Origin of the sequence: Staphylococcus sp. HMSC069E10 (assembly GCF_001809205.1) — a bacterium.
Classification (GTDB): domain Bacteria; phylum Bacillota; class Bacilli; order Staphylococcales; family Staphylococcaceae; genus Staphylococcus; species Staphylococcus hominis.
Genome location: NZ_KV796489.1, coordinates 1 through 21,269 on the forward strand (window position 1 = coordinate 1; position 21,269 = coordinate 21,269).

Consider the following 21,269-nt stretch of genomic DNA (forward strand, 5'->3'; position numbering starts at 1 on the left):
CTAGATACTTTATGTCCCGGACTCTTTTTAAATTTTAATACTTAAAAAGTGGAAATATGTTATGATAATTAAAAGAAAGTGATTATAAATATTGGAGGTAATCAAGTCTTGTTACATATGCATATTGTGAGTTGGGTTTTAACCATTGTGTTATATATTATTGCATTTTTACACATTTCAAAATCACAGGGGCCAACACCAACTTTTAAATCATTACATATGGGGCTTAGAGTCTTTATGCTCCTTACAATATTCTCAGGATTTTGGGAATTAATTGAAGAGTTTATGGCAGCGAGTCATGGTGAAGGTGGCAACCACATGCTTCTTACTTTAAAAATGTTATGTGGCTTAGGTGTTGTTGCTTTAATGGAAGTATCATTAGCTAAAAGAAAAAAACATGCACCTAGTCATGGCTTATTTTGGGCAACAATTATTTTAATTATTATTACTATGGCTCTTGGAATTATCTTACCATGGGGTCCATTATCTAAAATGTTCGGTTTAAGTTAAGTAAAAAGAATCGTTTGAGTGTCTACTCAAACGATTCTTTTTATATATTGCGTGCTTTATAACCAATCATATTGATTAAATCTTTAGGATGACTATAAGGAGGCGCATAGGCAACTTCAAATTCAGCCAATTCATCTACTGTAAGTTGATTCATCATAGCCATTGATAAAATATCAATACGTTTATCGGCGCCTTGTTTTCCAACTGCTGCGGCGCGTATTAATTGTCTATTGTCTTTATTAAAATAGACACGTAAGTGTAGGGGTGTATTACCTGGGTAATATCCTGCGTGTGCACCAGACTTAATTTCAACCATCTCATAATTAAATAGACTTAATTCTTCAGGTTTTATTCCTACGCTCGCAAAAGTGTAGTCAAAAAATTTTACAATATTTGAACCAAGAAAACCTTTAAATGTAATATGTTTATTACCTGAGAGTTGTTCTGCTATAATACTTGCTGCACGATGAGCACCCCAAGCTAAAGGTACTTGAGCATTCATATTTACATGGCGATAATGTGAGGTGATGACATCACCTAGAGCATAAATATCAGGTATATTTGTTTTAAAGCAATCATCAACAGGAATAAAACCTTGTTTATCTATATGAATATTTGATGAACGTAAAAATGATGAATTAGGATGAGTTCCTATACCTTCAATAATGATATCGAAATCTTCATGTATACCAGATTTAAAATAAACAGTATGCGCTTGAATTGATTCAATTTCTTCATTTAATCTATATGAAATGTTTCTTTGATCAATTTCGCTAAAAATGGCTGCATTCATATCTTGGTCCATTAATTTATTGACTTTATCTGAACGATGAATCCATGTCACATCAAGACCACGTTGATAAAGGTTTTCTAATACTTCTAATGAAATGTAACCAGCACCGACAACTAATGCTCGCTTAGCTTTATGACGAGAAATATATTGATCGATTTGGTCCATATCTTCTGCATTTCTTAGAGTGAAAGTAAAATTATTAGTAAATCCAAGAGTATTCGCACTAGCGCCAGGACTTAAGATTAATTTGTCATAAGTTTCGTCGAATGTTTCGCCTGTTTGATGATTTAATACACGTACGACATGTTGTTGATCGTTTACTTCAATTACTTCATGATGTGTTTTAACTACAATATTTTTCTTCTCTTTAAAAATGTCTGGTGTAATAGGCAATATTTGATGACGATCAGAAACGAGATGTCCAATATAGTAAGGTAAACCACAATTAGCAAAACTCATATCTCGATCTTTTTCAAAAATGATAATGTCGCTTTCTTTATCTAAGCGACGAATTTGACTTGCACATGTTGCGCCTCCAGCAACAGCACCAACTATAATAATTTTAGCCATACATATCCTCCATAACTAAGAAGTAAACAAGTGAGATACAATTATAATTTTTAGAATCTTACTTTAAGTACTCTCATTTTTATTATTGATAAGGTATTTCTAGTTTGAAAAATTCATTTAGGTAACGCCCAATTCCATCTTCGTTATTGGAATAAGTGATATGATTAGCGATATGTTTTAAATCATCTAAACCATTGTCCATAGCAATTCCGTATTGAGCATATTTAATCATTTCTAAATCATTATCTTCATCTCCAAATGCAATAATATTAGAAGAATCTATATTTAAATATGATTTAACATAGTCAATGCCACGAGCTTTACTAATACCTCGTTTTACGATTTCAATAACAGGAAAAGGTGCACCCCAACGACGATGTTCAATATTTTCAGCATAAAAACGAGTTAACATTTGTTTAATACGTGTGATATTCACTTCTTCAGCTTCCACTAATATGGAAGTTGGAGATTCATCAAGTTTTTCTAATAAATTGCCTGTTTGGATTTTAGGATTGCCCATTGAAAAACCTTCAAATAATCGAGGATCATGGTCATTGATAAAGACACTGTCTCTCACTTCAGCAATAATGTTTGTAACATTAGCTTTTTGAAGTGCCTCTATCATACTTCTAGCGATGTCTACATCTAATACCTCATGTTTGGTTTCAAAGTCATCTGCTTTTGGATGATGAACATAGGCACCATTAAAATTAACAATAGGTGTATTCATGTTAAGTTCATGATAATATATTTGGCTTGCACGATAAGGACGTCCAGTTGCAATCATCAAGTAATGACCTTGTTTTTGTAAGGAAGTTAAAACTTTTTTTGTATAATCACTAATTTCTTTATTATCATTTAATAATGTTCCATCTAAATCTAAACAAATTAAATAAGGTTTCATAAATATCTCCTTGCATTACAGTTCATAAATATTAGTTTATTTGTATCATAGCATTTTATTGGCGTTTTGTCGGATATTTGATATATTAGTGTAAAGATAATTATTGAGAGGTGATACTAATGGAAGAAGCATTAAAAGATAGTATCCTTGGCGCTTTGGAAATGGTAATTGACCCTGAATTAGGTATAGACATTGTTAATTTAGGTTTAGTATATAAAGTAAATGTTGATGATGAAGGATTATGTACTGTAGAGATGACACTTACATCTATGGGCTGTCCACTTGGACCACAAATCATCGATCAAATTAAGACAGTATTAGCCGAAATTCCAGAGATTCAAGATACAGAAGTTAATATTGTTTGGAATCCGCCATGGAATAAAGATATGATGTCTAGATATGCAAAAATCGCATTAGGTGTTGGATAAATTTAAGTGAGCTCGACAGCATTAATTGTATGAAGCTCTTTATTATGAAGAGCTTCATATAATATTTAATAGAGAGTAGGGGATGAATTTTTCTTCTACTCTCTTTTTTAATATATAAGAATGTGACAATTTTATTTTTAAATGAGTAAAAAAGAAATGACACAATTGTAATATAAATTGAATTTACTTCTAGGTTATACTACAATACATAAGACTTATATCTTAAGAAAAGTATAATTTTCAACAATTAAGAATTAATCAATGAAAATGAATTTATATTTTATTTAATTGTATATCAAATTTTCAGTCAACTTAGTATAAAACACAGAATCATATTATACAGTGTATTAAATTCATAGACTATAGAATGACCAATCATACATACAAATTTCTATAATTAACTTTATTGTTATTCTGATTTTAGTGCTTTTATATCTAATGAATTTATTGAAAATTTATTATTTAATAGGGAAAGAATGTGAACAATGAAACAAAATTTAGAAAAGGGCGTTCATGATAAAATAAAAATGCGCTATATGCCTGGTTTAGATGGTCTAAGAGCAATTGCCGTATTAGGCATCATTATATATCATTTGAATAGAAAGTGGCTAACTGGTGGTTTTATTGGCGTAGATACTTTCTTCGTCATTTCAGGATACTTAATTACAAGTTTACTTTTGAGAGAGTATGAAGAAAAAGGAATTATTAATCTTAAACAATTTTGGATTAGACGCATAAAACGTCTACTGCCAGCGGTGATAGCTTTATTAATAACAGTAGGTATTGCGACCTTATTATTTGAACCTCAACAAATTATTAGAGTTAAACATGATATTATTGCGGCGTTATTTTATGTTTCAAATTGGTGGTATATCGCTAAAGATGTTAACTATTTTGAACAATTTTCATTCATGCCTCTTAAACATTTATGGTCTCTTGCTATCGAAGAACAATTTTATTTATTTTTCCCATTCGTTTTAGTGATATTATTACTTACGATTAAAAAATATCGTAATGTGACACTTATATTTTGGATAGTATCATTGGCCTCTTTATTAGAAATGGTCATTATATCACAACCAAATGTGGGATATTCACGTGTTTATTTTGGTACAGATACTCGTTTACAAACATTATTATTAGGCGTCATATTAGCATTTGTTTGGCCACCATTTAAATTAAAAGCTAATCCACCACAACGATTACGTCGTGCAATAGATGGTATTGGTATAGGTAGCCTACTTATCTTAATTATTTTATTCTTTACAGTTAATGACGATAGTGATTGGATATACAATGGTGGGTTTTATTTGATATCTTTAGTGACATTATTTGTTATTGCAAGTGTCGTTCACCCATCTACAATGATTGCTAAATTTTTAGGACATCCTTTGTTAGTGTATATCGGAAAACGTTCATATAGTTTATACTTATGGCATTTCGCCGTCATTAGTTTTCTACATATACATTTTGTTGATGGTCAGTTACCAATATATGTATATATCTTAGATATACTATTAACTGTGGTGTTTGCGGAATTATCTTATCGTTATATTGAAACACCATTTAGACGTGAAGGATTAAGTGCATTTTCTTTTGACCGATTACGTAAACCTAAATTTATAAGAACAATCGTTACTATCATAGCTGTGATTCCATTGTTATTAATATTTATGGGTGCATTTGATCGATTTGGAAAAGATGAAATTGCAAATAAAGCAAACAGTTTTAATACAAGTACTGCTGATAAATATTTAGTCAAAATGATGCCCGGTGAAAATATTAAGTTAAATGGACAAACAAGTAAGAGTGAGAATAAAGATAAAGTTTACACAAATATCAGCCCATTACTTATTGGCGATTCAGTTATGGTAGATATTGGTGAAGAATTTAAATCTCAAGTTCCTAAAGCAACTATAGATGGTAAAGTAGGTCGTCATTTACAAGAAGCCCTGATAGTTGCAAATAATTATACTAATTATAATAAACCATCAAATCAAGTTGTATTAGAACTTGGTACAAATGGAGATTTTACTCAAGATGAGCTTGATCAACTTATTAGTAAATTTGGTAAAGCTAAAATATATTTAGTTAATACAAGGGTACCGAGAAGCTGGCAAGATAATGTAAATAAACAACTTTCAGACGCAGCTAAGCGACATAAAAATGTTGTTTTAGTAGACTGGTATAAACGTTCTGCCGGTCACACTGAATATTTTGCATCTGATGGTGTGCACTTAGAACATAGTGGGGTACAAGCATTATCGGATGAAATACTAAAAAATATGACTAAAAAATAAATAATTAAAAAGGATTAACTAGTTGAGGATGCTCACAAAGTTAATCCTTTTTTAGCATTTAAGAAAAAAATAAGGTAACAATGTTTAAATAGTAAGGTAATATGATAAGTAATGAATGAAACGTAAATGAATGCTTGATATGATAGGATTTATTGAATTGTTAAAAAGATGAGTAAAAGTGTTGATTAATTAGTAAAGAAGGTCTATAATGTAATTAAGGTCAAAGAAAGTCAAAGTCAAACGAAGAAGTATTTGACCATACTCTTATACAAAAAGTAGGGGTGAATACATTTGGATATCAATCAAATGACTTATAAAGTACAAGAAGCTTTGCAAAAAGCAATTGAATTAAGTAAAGAAAATGAATTACAAAATATTGAAATTGAAGCAATACTAAAAGGAACTTTAGAAGAAGACGAAAGTTTGTTTAAAAGTATTTTAGAACGTGCAAATATAGACACTGATCAATTAAATCAAGCGTATAGTGAAAAATTAAAACACTATCCATCAGTACAAGGTGATAATGTTCAATATGGACAATATATTGGCTCAAAAGCAAACGAATTATTAAATAAAGCTGAGTCATATATGAAAGAATATGAAGATGAATATATCTCAATGGAACATATTTTACGTGCTGCTATGGACATTGATGAAACAACACAACAATTTGTAGGAAATAAAGAAGAAGTAGTCAAAGAAATTATTACTAAAGTTAGAGGGGGAAATCATGTGACTTCACAAAATCCAGAAGTAAATTATGAAGCTTTAGAGAAATATGGTAGAGATTTAGTAGAAGAAGTTCGCCAAGGCAAAATGGATCCAGTTATTGGTAGAGATGAAGAAATCCGTAATACCATTCGAATTTTAAGCCGTAAAACTAAAAATAACCCAGTATTAATTGGAGAGCCTGGTGTAGGTAAAACTGCAATTGTAGAAGGATTAGCACAACGTATTGTACGTAAAGATGTGCCGGAATCATTGCTAGATAAAACTATTTTTGAATTAGATTTAAGTGCATTAGTTGCAGGTGCAAAATTTAGAGGCGAATTTGAAGAACGTCTTAAAGCAGTACTTAAAGAAGTGAAAGAATCAGATGGACGTATTATCCTATTTATCGATGAAATTCACATGTTAGTTGGTGCTGGTAAAACAGATGGTGCAATGGATGCTGGTAATATGTTAAAACCAATGTTAGCTCGTGGTGAATTGCATTGTATCGGTGCTACAACATTAAATGAATATAGAGAATATATTGAAAAAGATTCAGCCTTAGAACGTCGATTCCAAAAAGTAGGTGTAAGTGAACCTGACGTAGAAGATACAATTTCAATCTTACGTGGTTTAAAAGAACGCTATGAAGTTTATCATGGTGTGCGTATTCAAGACCGTGCTTTAGTAGCAGCAGCAGAATTATCAGATCGTTATATTACTGATCGATTTTTACCAGATAAAGCAATTGATTTAGTCGACCAAGCTTGTGCAACTATCCGAACAGAAATGGGATCAAATCCAACTGAATTAGACCAAGTTAATCGCCGTGTTATGCAATTAGAAATTGAAGAAAGTGCATTAAAAAATGAATCAGATAATGCAAGTAAACATCGATTAGAAGAATTACAAGAAGAACTTTCAAATGAAAAAGAAAAACAAGCGTCATTACAATCTCGTGTAGAACAAGAAAAAGAAAAAATCGCGAAAGTTCAAGAAAAACGTGCTGAATTAGATCGTAGTCGTCAAGCTTTAGAAGATGCGCAAACAGAAAGTAATTATGAAAAAGCAGCAGAATTACAATATGGTACGATTCCACAATTAGAAAAAGAATTAAAAGAATACGAAGAAGCTTTCCATGATGAACAAGGCGATAATGAACGCATGATTCGCGAAGTTGTTTCTGATGAGGAAATTGGAGATATTGTAAGCCAATGGACAGGTATTCCAGTTTCTAAATTAGTCGAAACAGAAAGAGAAAAATTATTAAACTTAAGTGATATCTTACATGAACGTGTCGTAGGGCAAGATAAAGCGGTTGATCTTGTGTCAGATGCTGTAGTGAGAGCGCGTGCAGGTATAAAAGATCCTAATCGTCCAATAGGTAGTTTCTTATTCTTAGGTCCAACTGGTGTAGGTAAAACAGAGTTAGCTAAATCACTCGCTTCATCATTATTCGACTCTGAAAAACATATGATTCGTATTGACATGAGTGAATATATGGAAAAACATTCTGTTTCTAGATTAATTGGTGCGCCTCCTGGTTATGTAGGCCATGATGAAGGTGGTCAATTAACTGAAGCGGTAAGACGTAACCCATATTCAGTTATTCTACTCGACGAAGTTGAAAAAGCACATAGTGATGTATTCAACGTGTTACTTCAAATTTTAGATGAAGGGCGTTTAACTGATTCTAAAGGTCGTAGCGTAGATTTCAAAAATACAATTATTATCATGACAAGTAATATTGGTTCACAAATATTATTAGAAAATGTTAAAGATTCTGGTGAAATTACTGAAAGCACTGAAAAAGCAGTTATGGATAGTTTACATGCATTCTTTAAACCAGAAATTTTAAACCGTATGGATGATATTGTATTATTTAAACCATTATCTATAAATGATATGAGTATGATTGTAGATAAAATTTTAACTCAATTAAATATTCGATTAATGGATCAACGTATTTCAATTGAAGTATCAGACGAAGCTAAAAAATGGTTAGGTGAAGAAGCATACGAACCACAATTTGGTGCTAGACCACTTAAACGTTTTGTACAACGTCAAATTGAAACACCACTTGCTCGTATGATGATTAAAGAAAATATGCCAGAAGGTACAAAAGTAAATGTTGATCTTAACGATAGTCAAGAATTAACATTTGATGTACAAAAATCTTCAGCTGAATAGTATATAAAAAGGCATTGGAAAGCAAAGCTTTCCAATGCCTTTTCTTATTATTAAACTTGTTAAGAGCGTTATATTACTCCAAACACGTAATACAATACCATTTAGACGTCTCTATTCCCTTTACGAGCGAAATCATTAGGTTTAATCATAGCACCTAAAATGGCAATAGCAATGGTAATGATGATTGCAATAATAATTGGTTTAATCACATCTAAACTGCCGCCACCATTTAAACTATTAAGTACAAAGTTAACCATTTGTGTTAAGATTAACGCCCAAATAAAAGTTACGAGGTATTTCATATATATGACCTCCAATTTATATATATTATCATTTTAAAGTAAAGTGAATTATTTGTATAGTATTAGTAGAGAATGTATAAAAATTTGTGCCATTTTTTATATGAATTATTGGCTCGTGACTGTTTAACAAAATCGTCTAATAAAGTGTAACTACTTGAGTTAGATTTAAAAAGTATGTTAAATTAATACCTGGTATTAAAAAATGAAGTGAGAAGGTGTACGTTCATGAACGTAGGTATAAAAGGTTTTGGTGCTTATGCACCTGAGAGAGTAGTCGATAACGCCTATTTTGAAGGTTTTTTAGATACGTCTGATGAATGGATTTCAAAAATGACTGGCATTAAAGAAAGACGTTGGTCTCGTGACGACCAAGATACGTCAGATTTAGCATATGAAGCAAGTAAGAAAGCAATTGAAGATGCTGGTATTAAACCGAATGATATAGATATGATTATTGTAGCTACAGCAACTGGAGATATGCCATTTCCATCTGTAGCTAATATACTACAAGAAAAATTAGGTACTGGTAAAGTGCCTACTATGGATCAACTTGCTGCATGCTCAGGTTTCATGTATTCAATGATTACTGCAAAACAATATGTTCAATCTGGAGACTATAAAAATATTTTAGTAGTGGGTGCGGATAAATTATCCAAAATCACTGACTTAACTGATCGTTCAACTGCTGTACTATTTGGAGACGGTGCAGGTGCAGTAGTAATTGGTGAAGTCTCAGAAGGACGAGGTATTATTAGCTATGAAATAGGCTCAGATGGGTCAGGTGGAAAATATTTATATTTAAATAAAGAGACTGGTAAACTAGTAATGAATGGACGCGAAGTTTTTAAATTCGCTGTAAGAATTATGGGCGAAGCGTCTACACGTGTAGTTGAAAAAGCGGGTTTAGAATCTGATGATATTGATATGTTTATACCACATCAAGCAAATATCAGAATTATGGAATCAGCACGTGAAAGATTGGGTATTGAAAGAGAAAAAATGAGTGTTTCAGTTAACCGTTTTGGAAACACGTCAGCTGCTTCGATTCCTTTAAGTATTCAACAAGAGTTAGAAAACGGAAGAATTAAAGATGATGACACTTTAGTACTCGTAGGTTTCGGTGGTGGCCTAACCTGGGGCGCTATGGTAATCAAATGGGGTAAATAGGAGGATTTAATGTATGACTGAAAACAAAAGAGTGGTAATTACTGGTATGGGTGCATTATCACCTATTGGAAACGATGCCCAAACAAATTGGGAAAATGCCTTAAAAGGTGTCAATGGAATTGATACAATTACACGCGTTGATACTGAAGAATATAACGTTCACTTAGCAGGTGAATTAAAAGACTTTAATATTGAAGATCATATTTCGAAAAAAGATGCGCGTCGCATGGATCGTTTTACACAATATGCAGTAGTAGCGGCAAGACAAGCTGTAGAAGATGCTAATTTAACTATCAATGATGATAATGCTAATCGTATCGGTGTTTGGATTGGTTCAGGTATTGGGGGAATGGAAACATTTGAAGTTGCACATACAATACTGAAGAATAAGGGACCAAGAAGAGTTAGTCCTTTCTTTGTTCCAATGCTTATTCCTGACATGGCTACTGGGCAAGTTTCAATTGATTTAGGTGCAAAAGGACCTAATGGTTCAACTGTTACTGCTTGCGCAACAGGTACAAATTCTATCGGTGAAGCATTTAAAATCATTCAAAGAGGTGCTGCTGATGCTATGATTACTGGTGGTACTGAAGCACCTATTACGCATATGGCACTTGCAGGATTCAGTGCAAGTCGTGCATTATCAACAAACGATGATAAAGAAACAGCATGTCGTCCTTTCCAAGAAGGACGTGACGGATTTATCATGGGTGAAGGCGCTGGTATCTTAGTCATTGAATCATTAGAATCAGCACAAGCACGTGGCGCACAAATTTACGCTGAAATTGTAGGATATGGTTCAACTGGAGATGCTTATCACATTACTGCACCAGCACCTGAAGGCGAAGGTGGTTCTCGTGCAATGCAAGCGGCTTTAGATGATGCAGGTATTGAAGCTAAAGATATTCAATACTTAAATGCACATGGTACAAGTACGCCAGTAGGTGACTTGTATGAAATTAAAGCGATTAAAAATACATTTGGAGATGCAGCTAAAAACTTAAAAATTAGCTCAACTAAATCTATGACAGGACATTTATTAGGTGCTACTGGGGGAATTGAAGCAATTTTCTCTGCATTATCTATTCGTGACTCTAAAGTTGCACCGACGATTCATGCAGATTCACCAGATCCAGAATGTGACTTAGATATTGTTCCAAATGAAGCACAAGATTTAGAAATTGAATATGCAATGAGTAATAGTCTAGGTTTCGGTGGGCATAACGCAGTATTAGTATTTAAAAAGTTTAAAGATTAAAAATTAAGTTAAGAGTAGAAAACCATGCAATAAGATGCATGGTTTTCTTATATTATAGAAAAAGTGAAATGAGAATAGTCAAAATGAAGTAAAATGCACATAGTATTAGAGCAGGTAGTAACCATGTTGAAATGGTATAATGCTCTTTTTTTACTTGTTTTGGATTGAAAAAGTCATCGTTCTCTAAAGTTTTTTTCTTAGAGCGAGAAGCGAGTTGATAACGCATGCGTCTAAAACCAAAACTTGTAGCATCAAATATACCTTCTTGTACAAGGAGAATTAAAAATAACAATATAAATAATACAAGTGATATATAAAATAAGATATTAATAAATGAGACAAACGAATGTTGAGTTACGAACATCCAAAGTAAAAAAGTACATATGAGTGGCAAAAAGAGCCATATAAACCAAGTTTTAATATTGTTCATGTATACCTCCGACTTTTTTATCTATATAGTCTAATTTACTGTAAATTTACTATAAATAAAATCTAAAATTTATATTCTTTTAAATAATATATATAAAAATTACACTTATATTAAGAAAATGTAAAATTATATTGCAATTTTATGAAAATAGTATATATAATATGTATAAATATTTCTGAAAATTTTGAAGGGAATGTTAATTTTGAATATTTAGTAAAGGGGGACTATATGATGACGCGATATATATTAAAACGTTTGGGATATATGGTTTTATCGTTATTTATTATCATCACAATTACATTTTTCTTAATGAAAATGATGCCTGGATCACCATTTAATGATGCTAAATTAAGTGCTGAGCAAAAAGCAATTTTAAACGAAAAATATGGATTAAATGATCCAGTAGCAGTGCAATATCTTCATTATTTAAAAAATGTAGTAACTGGAGATTTTGGCTATTCGTTCCAATATCATAATCAACCAGTTTGGTCATTAATTAGACCGAGATTGATTCCTTCTATGGAAATGGGTATTACTGCAATGATTATTGGAGTGATTTTAGGTTTAATTTTAGGTGTAGCTGCTGCTACGAAACAAAACACTTGGGTAGACTATACAACTACTGTTATTTCAGTTATAGCAGTATCAGTACCTTCATTCGTCTTAGCAGTACTATTACAATACGTTTTTGCAGTACGTTTAAGATGGTTTCCAGTGGCAGGATGGGAAGGATTTTCAACAGCAGTATTGCCTTCCTTAGCATTATCAGCAAGTGTAATGGCCACAGTAGCTCGTTATATTCGAGCTGAAATGATAGAGGTACTAAGTTCTGATTACATATTATTAGCAAGAGCTAAAGGTAACTCGCCGATAAGAGTCCTTTTTGGACATGCATTAAGAAATGCATTAATTCCTATTATTACAATTATTGTTCCAATGTTAGCCGGTATTTTAACAGGGACTTTAACTATTGAAAATATCTTTGGTGTACCTGGTTTAGGGGACCAATTCGTTAGATCGATTACAACAAATGATTTCTCAGTTATTATGGCTACTACAATTTTATTTAGTACATTATTTATCGTTTCAATTTTTATCGTAGATATTCTTTATGGTGTAATTGATCCAAGAATCCGTGTACAAGGAGGTAAAAAATAATGCCTGAAAATTTTAATAAACCATTTGATGACCATTCAAATGCAGCGATGTCACATACCTCTGAGGGAGCGGTTGGGACGGATTTTGTTATTAGAGAACTCGATTTAAATAAAGAACCAGAAATACAACGTGAAAGTAAAAACTTCTGGCAAGATGCTTGGACACAGTTGAAAAGAAATAAACTAGCTATTGTCGGTTTGATTGGACTCATTTTAATTGTCATTCTTGCATTTTTAGGACCAGCATTTAGTAAACATGATTATGCTGAACAAGATGTTACTAGACGAAATTTACCTGCTAAAATTCCAGTACTAGATCAAGTACACTTTTTACCTTTTGATGGAACAGGGGCAGATGGTAAGAGCGCTTATAAAGAAGCGGGCGTGAAAGAAAATTTTTGGTTTGGTACAGACCAATTAGGTCGTGATCTTTGGACTAGAACATGGAAAGGTGCTCAAATTTCATTATTTATTGGCATTGTAGCTGCTGCACTAGATATCTTTATAGGAGTCGTTTATGGTGCTATTTCAGGATTTTTTGGGGGACGTGTTGATAATGTGATGCAACGTATTTTAGAAATTATAGCATCTATTCCTAATCTTATTATTGTTATTTTATTTGTATTGATATTTGAACCATCTATTTGGACGATTATTTTAGCTATGTCTATCACTGGATGGCTAGGTATGAGTAGAGTAGTGCGTGGTGAATTTTTAAAACTAAAAAGTCAAGAATTTGTAATGGCTTCAAGAACATTAGGGGCTTCAAAATTTAAATTAATTTTTAAACATATTTTACCGAATACACTAGGTGCCATTGTAGTAACATCTATGTTTACTGTACCAAGTGCAATTTTCTTCGAAGCATTTTTAAGCTTTATTGGTATAGGGGTACCTGCACCGAAAACATCACTTGGTTCACTCGTAAATGATGGACGAGCAATGTTGTTAATACACCCACACGAATTATTTATTCCAGCTACAGTATTAAGTTTATTAATTTTATTCTTTTACTTATTTAGTGACGGATTACGCGATGCATTTGATCCAAAAATGCGTAAATAACAAAGGAGGCAAAATCTATGTCAGAAAGAGTGTTAGAAGTCAACAACTTGCATGTTTCCTTTGATATTACTGCCGGGGAAGTGCAAGCGGTTAGAGGAGTAGATTTCTTTTTAAATAAAGGGGAAACATTAGCGATTGTCGGAGAATCAGGTTCTGGCAAATCTGTAACAACAAAAGCAATTACAAAATTGTTCCAGGGGGATACAGGGAGAATTAAAAAAGGGACAATTAATTTTTTAGGGGAAGATTTAGCAATTAAATCTGAAAAAGAATTAAACAAACTTCGTGGTAAAGATATTTCTATGATATTTCAAGACCCTATGACGTCATTAAATCCTACGATGCAAATTGGTAAGCAAGTTATGGAACCTTTAATAAAACATCGTCATTATAGTAAATCTGAAGCAAAAAAACGTGCACTTGAGATTTTAAATTTAGTAGGACTGCCTAATGCAGAAAAAAGATTTAAAGCATATCCTCATCAATTCTCTGGGGGTCAACGTCAAAGAATTGTTATTGCAACTGCATTGGCGTGCGAACCTAAAATTTTAATTGCAGATGAACCAACGACAGCACTTGATGTAACAATGCAAGCACAGATTTTAGATTTAATGAAAGAATTACAACAAAAAATTGAAACATCTATTATTTTTATTACACATGACTTAGGGGTAGTAGCAAATGTGGCTGATAGAGTGGCTGTTATGTATGGAGGGCAAATGATTGAGACTGGAAATGTCGATGAAATCTTCTATGATCCAAAACATCCATATACATGGGGATTATTATCTTCAATGCCTGATTTAACGACAAGTAACGAGACAGAGTTAATTGCAATTCCAGGTACTCCGCCTGATTTATTACATCCACCAAAGGGTGATGCATTTGCAAGACGTAGTCAATATGCACTAGACATTGACTTTAAAGAAGTTCCACCATGGTTTAAAATATCACCTACTCATTATGTAAAATCATGGTTATTAGACGAACGCGCTCCAAAAGTTGAACCGCCAGAGATGGTACAAAAGAGACAACGTCAAATGCCTAATAATTACGACAAGCCACGTCGAGTAGAAAGGGTGTCGTTCGATGGAGAAGAATAAAGAAATATTATTAGAAATTAAAAACTTAAAGCAGTATTTTAATGAAGGTAAACGTAATGAAGTTAGAGCAATCGAAGATATTTCATTTAATATTTATAAAGGGGAAACATTGGGATTAGTAGGAGAATCTGGATGTGGAAAGTCTACAACTGGAAAAGCCATTATTAAATTAAATGATATTACTGATGGTGAAATTCTTTATGAAGGACAAGATATTCAGAAGATTGCTAAAAGAAAAGATTTATTAAAATTTAATAAGAAAATTCAAATGATTTTTCAAGATCCATATGCTTCTTTAAATCCACGTCTAAAAGTCATGGATATTGTAGCAGAAGGTATTGATATTCATAAGTTAGCAAGTGATAAAAAAGATCGTAAACGTCGAGTATATGATTTGCTAGAAACAGTAGGTTTAAGTAAAGAACATGCGAACCGTTATCCACACGAGTTCTCTGGTGGACAACGTCAACGTATAGGAATTGCTCGTGCTTTAGCTGTAGAACCTGAGTTTATTATTGCAGATGAGCCAATTTCTGCATTAGATGTTTCTATTCAAGCTCAAGTAGTGAATTTAATGCTGAAATTACAAAAAGAACGAGGTATTACTTTCTTATTTATTGCCCATGATTTATCAATGGTCAAATATATTTCTGATCGTATAGCAGTAATGCATTTTGGAAAAATTGTAGAATTAGGATCGTCTGACGAAATTTATTATCATCCTTTACATGATTATACTAAATCACTATTATCTGCTATCCCTCAACCTGATCCTGATAGTGAAAGAACAAGAAAACGAATTGTGTATGAAGAAGATGAATCTAAAAATGCAGAACGTAGACTGCAAGAAATTAGACCTAATCATTACGTTTTTGTAACAGATGAAGAAGCAGTACGTTTAAAAGAACACGATCAAACTCATCTTCAACATAATTAAGTCTGAGGAAGGGAGGACAACATTAAGATGAAAAAGATAAATTTTAAAGTGATTTTAGGATTAATCGTGACAACTTTGCTACTTAGTGCATGTGGGAAAAGTGGCGGATTATATGATGATAGCGGTCAGACTTATCGAGTAGCAACGTCATCAGATATGAATACTCTGGATACCGTTTTGGCAACTGATACCGTTTCTTTTACAATTTATAATCAAGTTTTCGAAGGATTATATACATTAAATGGAAAAGATGAAGCAATTCCAGGAATAGCTAAAGGTGATCCAAAAGAATCTAATAATGGAAAAACATTAACGATTAAATTACGTAAAAATGCAAAATGGTCAAATGGAGATCCAGTTACAGCACATGATTTTGTATTTGCTTGGAGAAAAGCTGTAGATCCAAAAACGGCTTCAGAATATGCATACATAATGTATGATATTAAAAATGCAGAAGATATTAATTTAGGTAAACACGGAAAAAAACCAAAGGATCTAGGTATTAAAGCCTTAGATGATTACACATTAAAAATTGATCTTACTAAACCTATTCCATATTTTAAACAAATGCTAGCATTTGGTACATTTATGCCACAAAATGAAAAAGCAGTTAAAAAATATGGTGATAAATATGGAACAACTGCTGAAAAAGTAGTATATAATGGTCCGTTTAAAGTGAGTAAATGGGCAGTAGAAGATAAAATTATGCTGACCAAAAATGATAATTATTGGGATAAAAAGGCTGTTAAATTAGATAGAGTAAATTATAAAATTTTAAAAGATACTCAAGCTGGGGCATCACTATATGATACCAATTCGGTAGATAGTGCAGGTATCACGTCTGAACAAGTCGATAAATATAAAGATGATCCAGGTCTATTCAAACGTTTAATAGCATCTACTTTCTTCTTGAAAATGAATGAAAAACAGCAACCAGAGTTCAAAAATAGAGATATGCGTTTAGCAATCGCACAATCTGTAAATAAAAGAGATTATGTTAATGAAGTTCTAGGAACAGGTGCTAAACCTTTTGATGGTTTCACTGCACGAGATACTGTTAAAACACCTGAAGGAAAAGATTATGCGAGTACTGTTAAATCACCTTTAAAATTTAATCCTAAAGAAGCCAAACAACATCTGAATAAGGCGAAAAAAGCTTTAGGAAAAGATAAATTCACTTTTACTTTAAATACTGAAGATACACCAGATTCAAAAATTTCTGCAGAATTTATTAAATCTCAAATTGAATCTAATTTACCAGGTGTAACAGTTAAAATTAAACAATTACCATTCAAACAAAGAGTAGAAGCAGAGTTATCAATGAATTATTCAATGTCATTATCAGGTTGGGGTCCTGACTATCCAGATCCAACTACATTTTTAGATACAATGACTACTGGCAATGCCCAAAATAATACTGGATGGGGAAGTAAAGAGTACGATAATTTATTAAAAAAAGCGAATGGAGAATTATTGCAAAAACCTAAAGAACGTTTTGCGACGATGAGACAAGCTGAGGAGCTATTTTTAAACGATGCACCCGTAGCTCCAATTTATCAAAAAGGAACAGCTACATTAAGAAATCCACAAGTAAAAGGTATAGAATATCATCAAATCGGTGGAGATTATTCACTTAAACATGTATATATCGATAAATCAATTGATCGTGAAACAGGAAAAAAGAAAGATAACTAAAATAAGACCACGAGTATTTTACTTATACTCGTGGTCTTATTTATAATGATTTATCTCTTACGTCCTAAGCCCATTGCACGTTCCATTTTTTTCAGTGTTTTAAAAGAAGCTTTTTGAGCTTTGTCACGCCCTTGATCTAAGATGTCATCCAATCTATCTGAATTATAAAATTCGTTATATTTTTCTTGGAAATGTACTAAAAAGTCTTTAACTACTTCTGATAAGTCTGTTTTGAATGTTCCGTATCCTTCATTCTCGTATTGTGTTTCAAGCTCTTTAATAGATTTATTAGTTAAACTTGAATAAATTGTAAGTAGGTTAGAAATTCCTGGTTTATTGTCTTTATCAAACTTGATAATACCATCTGAATCAGTTACAGCGCTTTTAATTTTTTTCGCTGCAACATTTGGTTCGTCAAGTAATGAGATAAAGTTTTTTTGATTATCATCACTTTTACTCATTTTCTTTGTTGGATCCTGTAAACTCATTACACGTCCACCAACTTTTGGCATACGAATTTCTGGTTTAACTAATATATCGTTATAACGACTATTAAAACGTTCTACTAAATTTCTAGTAAGTTCCATATGTTGTTTTTGGTCTTCACCTACGGGCACAATATTTGTATTATAAATAACAATATCAGCTGCCATTAAAGGTGGATAAGTTAATAAACCAGCTGGAATACCATCTGTACGTTTTTGCGCTTTATCTTTATATTGCGTCATACGTTCAAGCTCGCCAACACTTGAAATGGTCGTTAACATCCAACCGGCTTGAACATGTGCTGGAACTTCTGATTGAATAAATAATGTTGATTTATCTGGATCAATACCTGAAGCTAAATAAATTGCTGCTAACTGACGAATTTGTTTACGCAATTTGATTTTATCTTGTGGGACAGTAATCGCATGTTGGTCTACAATACAAAAGTAACAGTTGTAATCGTTCTGTACGTCTGAAAATTGTTTTAATGCACCAATATAGTTACCTAATGTAGGTATCCCACTTGGCTGTATTCCTGAAAATAATGTCTCCATATAGATGCCTACTTTCTTTAAAAATAATTCATTTTAACTAGATTATAACAGTATTTTTTAAAATTGTAAGTTATGTTATAATAGAGATACACATAAGAAATTAGATTTTGTAGAGAAATTTTTAGAAAATTTGAAATTTCTCAGAAAAATTAGGATTTTCTCATTTAATTTTAATGTTAGCATATTATACTTATAATATAAGCTTAAGACAAATTAGCATAATTATTAATATAATGAATAATATTTATTCAATAGGAGAGTGAGATGTATGGTAACATTATTTACATCACCAAGTTGCACATCTTGCCGTAAAGCGAAAGCATGGTTACAAGAACATGACATTCCGTATACGGAGCGTAACATTTTTTCTGAACATTTAACAATTGATGAAATTAAACAAATTTTAAAAATGACTGAAGATGGAACAGATGAAATTATTTCAACTCGTTCTAAAACTTATCAAAAATTAAACGTAGATATTGATTCTTTACCATTGCAAGATTTATATACAATTATTCAAGATAATCCTGGACTATTACGTCGTCCAATTATTTTAGACGAAAAACGCTTGCAAGTTGGTTATAACGAAGATGAAATCAGACGTTTCTTACCTAGAAAGGTTCGTACTTTCCAATTACAAGAAGCTCAACGTTTAGTCGACTAATATTTAAAATTTAACAACATATTATTTAACAGCACTGGCTTAGCTATAGTGCTGTTTTTTATAATAAAAAAAGGGAATATAATATGATATAGTGTCCTATTTAAAATAGTGAAATTTAATCAAACAAATAAATTGTAATTTAACTTACGTTCTAATACAATATGGTTACTATTCATCGACTGTAAGGAGTGAGATGATATGAGAATAGAACGCGTTGACGACACAACTGTGAAATTATTTATCACTTATGGTGATATTGAAGCAAGAGGATTTAGTCGTGAAGATTTATGGACAAATCGTAAGCGTGGTGAAGAATTCTTTTGGTCAATGATGGACGAGATTAATGAAGAAGAAGATTTTGTAGTCGAAGGACCTCTTTGGATTCAAGTACATGCATTTGAAAAAGGCGTGGAAGTTACAATCTCTAAATCTAAAAATGAAGAAGCAATGAACATGTCAGATAATCATGCAAATGAACAATTTGAGGAACAAGTGAATGAATTGCTAGCTAATACATTAGAACAAGAAGAAAGTATTGAAGATTTATTTGAACAACGTGCACAACAAAAACAAGCACATAAATCTAAACGTAAATCATCACAACAACGTTCTAGTTTAAGAACAATTATTGTGAAATTCGAAGACTTAGAAGAAGTCATTCATTACGCTTATCATCATAATCTATCTACAGATGAGTTTGAAGATTTATTGTATATGAGTGATTCACATTACTACTATGCAATTCACTTCGATAGTACTGTTAGCCAAGAGACAATTAATGATAGCTATAGTCAATTACTTGAATTCGCTTATCCTAGTGATAAGACAGAAGTGTATTTAAATGATTATGCTAAAATTATTATGAGTCATAATGTTACTTCACAAGTACGTCGTTATTTTACTGATTCAGTAGAATAATATATAACGATTAATCGAGAGTAGAGAAGAAATTTAAAATGAATTTCTTTTCTACTCTCTTTTTTTAAAGTAAATGAATCACCTTAAACGTTTAATAGTATGAGGTGAATGCATGTTAGTAGCGATTAATCGTAATAATGAAACTGTATATGCTCATCAAGCTATCATTACTGAAGAATACCGATGTCCATATTGCAAAGAAAAACTTCTTTTAAAAAAAGGGTTAAAAAAGATTCCGCATTTTGCTCATGTTTCTCAAACTAAAAGAAGATGTATGAAAAATGAAACAGAAAAACATTACTACGTTAAATTTTTTATTGCTCAACGTCTAAAACAATATCACTTTAATGTTGAAATAGAGCCTTATTTTTCTGAAATTATGCAGTATCCTGATATTCTTGTGAATGCAAAAGTAGCTATAGAAGTTCAATTTTCAAGAATAAGTATAAAAGAGGTCAAATCTCGATCAAGAGGACTTGAACAAATTGGAGTAGCAGTTATTTGGATTATCGAACAAGTACAATATCATAAGGGTTATTTATACTTGAACACATTTCAAGCTTATTTCATTAATCCGATTGATAGAACGCTATATAGTTGGGAGCATGAAAAACAACTTATAGTAAAATATGTCAATATACAACATATTGGTGGCCGAAAATTTATTGCGCATAGACGAATGATTCAAATTTCTGAATTGTTATCATTCAATGAACAAAAGAATGAGTCATATTGTTATAAATTGTCAAATAGACATATCAGTCGTTATATTTTTAATTGTAGAAAAAAACGTTCAGTGCTAGAACCGTCTTTAAGTGCTATGTATCAATTACAAATAACTGACGATGAGGTATGTAGAGATACAGGTTATATTTTTTCGTATCAAATTTTTATTGAAAATCATCCAGTACAATGGCAACTCAAGCTGAAGTTGTTGTTAAAACATAATCTTCCCAAGCAGTATTTAATGTCGTATTTGAAATTCAGACAATTTTATCTACTGGATATTAATAAAGAAGAAATTACGTTAAAGTTAATAGATGATTATATTCAACAAATAAGCGGGAGTTTAAACGTGCAAAATAAATAAAAGAATGAGAAAATTATAACATTAATTCATTTAGGAG

General features: G+C 31.9%; 19 protein-coding genes. 14 read left to right on the forward strand and 5 right to left on the reverse strand.

Going from position 1 to position 21,269, the window contains the following annotated elements:
* The first annotated feature begins 108 nt into the window (after positions 1-108).
* Positions 109-510: a YisL family protein gene (locus HMPREF2561_RS07035; protein ID WP_017175835.1), complete on the forward strand. Its 402-nt coding sequence runs from the start codon at positions 109-111 to the stop codon at positions 508-510.
* Between the two features lie 40 nt (positions 511-550).
* Here HMPREF2561_RS07035 and HMPREF2561_RS07040 read toward each other — a convergent pair whose 3' ends face one another.
* Both HMPREF2561_RS07040 and HMPREF2561_RS07045 read right to left on the reverse strand, forming a co-directional pair.
* Positions 551-1,873 (reverse strand): CoA-disulfide reductase, encoded by a 1,323-nt coding sequence (locus HMPREF2561_RS07040; RefSeq protein ID WP_017175834.1) that lies wholly within the window; start codon positions 1,871-1,873, stop codon positions 551-553.
* A gap of 82 nt (positions 1,874-1,955) precedes the next feature.
* Positions 1,956-2,777, reverse strand: a complete 822-nt coding sequence (locus HMPREF2561_RS07045; RefSeq protein ID WP_017175833.1) for a Cof-type HAD-IIB family hydrolase — start codon at positions 2,775-2,777, stop codon at positions 1,956-1,958.
* A 119-nt stretch (positions 2,778-2,896) separates the two neighbouring features.
* On the opposite strand from HMPREF2561_RS07045, the gene HMPREF2561_RS07050 reads away from it, so the two are divergent.
* From HMPREF2561_RS07050 to clpB, 3 genes are all read left to right on the forward strand, one after another.
* On the forward strand, positions 2,897-3,205 hold the full coding sequence (locus tag HMPREF2561_RS07050) for a metal-sulfur cluster assembly factor (RefSeq protein ID WP_002448080.1): 309 nt from the start codon (positions 2,897-2,899) through the stop codon (positions 3,203-3,205).
* Positions 3,206-3,690: 485 nt separating this feature from the next.
* On the forward strand, positions 3,691-5,505 hold the full coding sequence (locus tag HMPREF2561_RS07055) for an acyltransferase family protein (protein WP_017175832.1): 1,815 nt from the start codon (positions 3,691-3,693) through the stop codon (positions 5,503-5,505).
* Positions 5,506-5,796: 291 nt separating this feature from the next.
* Positions 5,797-8,406: an ATP-dependent chaperone ClpB gene (clpB, locus tag HMPREF2561_RS07060; RefSeq protein ID WP_017175831.1), complete on the forward strand. Its 2,610-nt coding sequence runs from the start codon at positions 5,797-5,799 to the stop codon at positions 8,404-8,406.
* A 101-nt stretch (positions 8,407-8,507) separates the two neighbouring features.
* On the opposite strand, the gene HMPREF2561_RS07065 is transcribed toward clpB, so the two are convergent.
* Positions 8,508-8,708, reverse strand: coding sequence for a DUF2929 family protein (locus tag HMPREF2561_RS07065; RefSeq protein WP_017175830.1), 201 nt, complete (start codon positions 8,706-8,708; stop codon positions 8,508-8,510).
* Between the two features lie 225 nt (positions 8,709-8,933).
* Here HMPREF2561_RS07065 and HMPREF2561_RS07070 point away from each other — a divergent pair, with 225 nt between their 5' ends.
* Positions 8,934-9,875 carry a beta-ketoacyl-ACP synthase III gene (locus HMPREF2561_RS07070; protein ID WP_017175829.1) on the forward strand — a complete coding sequence of 314 codons (942 nt, stop codon included), beginning with the start codon at positions 8,934-8,936 and terminating at the stop codon, positions 9,873-9,875.
* Positions 9,876-9,888: 13 nt separating this feature from the next.
* Positions 9,889-11,133 carry a beta-ketoacyl-ACP synthase II gene (gene fabF, locus HMPREF2561_RS07075; RefSeq protein ID WP_049382334.1) on the forward strand — a complete coding sequence of 415 codons (1,245 nt, stop codon included), beginning with the start codon at positions 9,889-9,891 and terminating at the stop codon, positions 11,131-11,133.
* A gap of 52 nt (positions 11,134-11,185) precedes the next feature.
* Here fabF and HMPREF2561_RS07080 read toward each other — a convergent pair whose 3' ends face one another.
* Positions 11,186-11,563: a DUF3899 domain-containing protein gene (locus tag HMPREF2561_RS07080; protein WP_017175827.1), complete on the reverse strand. Its 378-nt coding sequence runs from the start codon at positions 11,561-11,563 to the stop codon at positions 11,186-11,188.
* Between the two features lie 231 nt (positions 11,564-11,794).
* Between HMPREF2561_RS07080 and opp3b the strand changes: the two genes are divergently transcribed.
* Genes opp3b through HMPREF2561_RS07105 form a run of 5 tightly spaced genes read left to right on the forward strand, consistent with a single transcriptional unit; the run spans position 11,795 to position 17,520 of the window.
* Entirely contained in the window at positions 11,795-12,721 is a 927-nt protein-coding gene (gene opp3b, locus HMPREF2561_RS07085) for an oligopeptide ABC transporter permease (RefSeq protein ID WP_037554449.1), read from the forward strand.
* Positions 12,721-13,785, forward strand: a complete 1,065-nt coding sequence (gene opp3C, locus HMPREF2561_RS07090) for an oligopeptide ABC transporter permease (RefSeq protein WP_048761203.1) — start codon at positions 12,721-12,723, stop codon at positions 13,783-13,785. The genes opp3b and opp3C overlap by 1 nt, the downstream gene beginning before the upstream one ends.
* 17 nt (positions 13,786-13,802) lie before the next feature.
* Positions 13,803-14,888: an ABC transporter ATP-binding protein gene (locus HMPREF2561_RS07095; protein WP_019835660.1), complete on the forward strand. Its 1,086-nt coding sequence runs from the start codon at positions 13,803-13,805 to the stop codon at positions 14,886-14,888.
* A complete protein-coding gene (locus HMPREF2561_RS07100; protein ID WP_070468587.1) occupies positions 14,875-15,825 on the forward strand; it encodes an ABC transporter ATP-binding protein in 951 nt (316 codons plus the stop codon). Before HMPREF2561_RS07095 ends, HMPREF2561_RS07100 begins: the two co-directional genes overlap by 14 nt.
* 27 nt (positions 15,826-15,852) lie before the next feature.
* Entirely contained in the window at positions 15,853-17,520 is a 1,668-nt protein-coding gene (locus HMPREF2561_RS07105) for a peptide ABC transporter substrate-binding protein (protein ID WP_070468589.1), read from the forward strand.
* A 50-nt stretch (positions 17,521-17,570) separates the two neighbouring features.
* Here HMPREF2561_RS07105 and trpS read toward each other — a convergent pair whose 3' ends face one another.
* Complete coding sequence (gene trpS, locus HMPREF2561_RS07110; protein WP_017175817.1) at positions 17,571-18,560, reverse strand: tryptophan--tRNA ligase; 990 nt, start codon at positions 18,558-18,560, stop codon at positions 17,571-17,573.
* Positions 18,561-18,828: 268 nt separating this feature from the next.
* Here trpS and spxA point away from each other — a divergent pair, with 268 nt between their 5' ends.
* The 3 genes from spxA (at position 18,829) to HMPREF2561_RS07125 (ending at position 21,232) form a co-directional block, all read left to right on the forward strand.
* Positions 18,829-19,224 (forward strand): transcriptional regulator SpxA, encoded by a 396-nt coding sequence (gene spxA / locus HMPREF2561_RS07115; protein ID WP_002448146.1) that lies wholly within the window; start codon positions 18,829-18,831, stop codon positions 19,222-19,224.
* Positions 19,225-19,422: 198 nt separating this feature from the next.
* The gene (gene mecA / locus HMPREF2561_RS07120) at positions 19,423-20,142 is read left to right on the forward strand and encodes an adaptor protein MecA (RefSeq protein WP_048761209.1); all 720 of its coding nucleotides are present in this window, start codon (positions 19,423-19,425) and stop codon (positions 20,140-20,142) included.
* Between the two features lie 112 nt (positions 20,143-20,254).
* Entirely contained in the window at positions 20,255-21,232 is a 978-nt protein-coding gene (locus HMPREF2561_RS07125) for a competence protein CoiA (RefSeq protein ID WP_048682892.1), read from the forward strand.
* Positions 21,233-21,269: the final 37 nt, after the last annotated feature.

Bases quoted from the DNA above. Each gene is read 5' to 3' on its own strand.
- HMPREF2561_RS07040 (WP_017175834.1), bottom strand. From the start codon at position 1,873: ATGGCTAAAATTATTATAGTTGGTGCTGTTGCTGGAGGCGCAACATGT.
- HMPREF2561_RS07045 (WP_017175833.1), bottom strand. From the start codon at position 2,777: ATGAAACCTTATTTAATTTGTTTAGATTTAGATGGAACATTATTAAAT.
- HMPREF2561_RS07050 (WP_002448080.1), top strand. From the start codon at position 2,897: ATGGAAGAAGCATTAAAAGATAGTATCCTTGGCGCTTTGGAAATGGTA.
- HMPREF2561_RS07055 (WP_017175832.1), top strand. From the start codon at position 3,691: ATGAAACAAAATTTAGAAAAGGGCGTTCATGATAAAATAAAAATGCGC.
- HMPREF2561_RS07065 (WP_017175830.1), bottom strand. From the start codon at position 8,708: ATGAAATACCTCGTAACTTTTATTTGGGCGTTAATCTTAACACAAATG.
- HMPREF2561_RS07070 (WP_017175829.1), top strand. From the start codon at position 8,934: ATGAACGTAGGTATAAAAGGTTTTGGTGCTTATGCACCTGAGAGAGTA.
- fabF (WP_049382334.1), top strand. From the start codon at position 9,889: ATGACTGAAAACAAAAGAGTGGTAATTACTGGTATGGGTGCATTATCA.
- HMPREF2561_RS07080 (WP_017175827.1), bottom strand. From the start codon at position 11,563: ATGAACAATATTAAAACTTGGTTTATATGGCTCTTTTTGCCACTCATA.
- opp3b (WP_037554449.1), top strand. From the start codon at position 11,795: ATGACGCGATATATATTAAAACGTTTGGGATATATGGTTTTATCGTTA.
- opp3C (WP_048761203.1), top strand. From the start codon at position 12,721: ATGCCTGAAAATTTTAATAAACCATTTGATGACCATTCAAATGCAGCG.
- HMPREF2561_RS07095 (WP_019835660.1), top strand. From the start codon at position 13,803: ATGTCAGAAAGAGTGTTAGAAGTCAACAACTTGCATGTTTCCTTTGAT.
- HMPREF2561_RS07100 (WP_070468587.1), top strand. From the start codon at position 14,875: ATGGAGAAGAATAAAGAAATATTATTAGAAATTAAAAACTTAAAGCAG.
- HMPREF2561_RS07105 (WP_070468589.1), top strand. From the start codon at position 15,853: ATGAAAAAGATAAATTTTAAAGTGATTTTAGGATTAATCGTGACAACT.
- trpS (WP_017175817.1), bottom strand. From the start codon at position 18,560: ATGGAGACATTATTTTCAGGAATACAGCCAAGTGGGATACCTACATTA.
- spxA (WP_002448146.1), top strand. From the start codon at position 18,829: ATGGTAACATTATTTACATCACCAAGTTGCACATCTTGCCGTAAAGCG.
- mecA (WP_048761209.1), top strand. From the start codon at position 19,423: ATGAGAATAGAACGCGTTGACGACACAACTGTGAAATTATTTATCACT.
- HMPREF2561_RS07125 (WP_048682892.1), top strand. From the start codon at position 20,255: ATGTTAGTAGCGATTAATCGTAATAATGAAACTGTATATGCTCATCAA.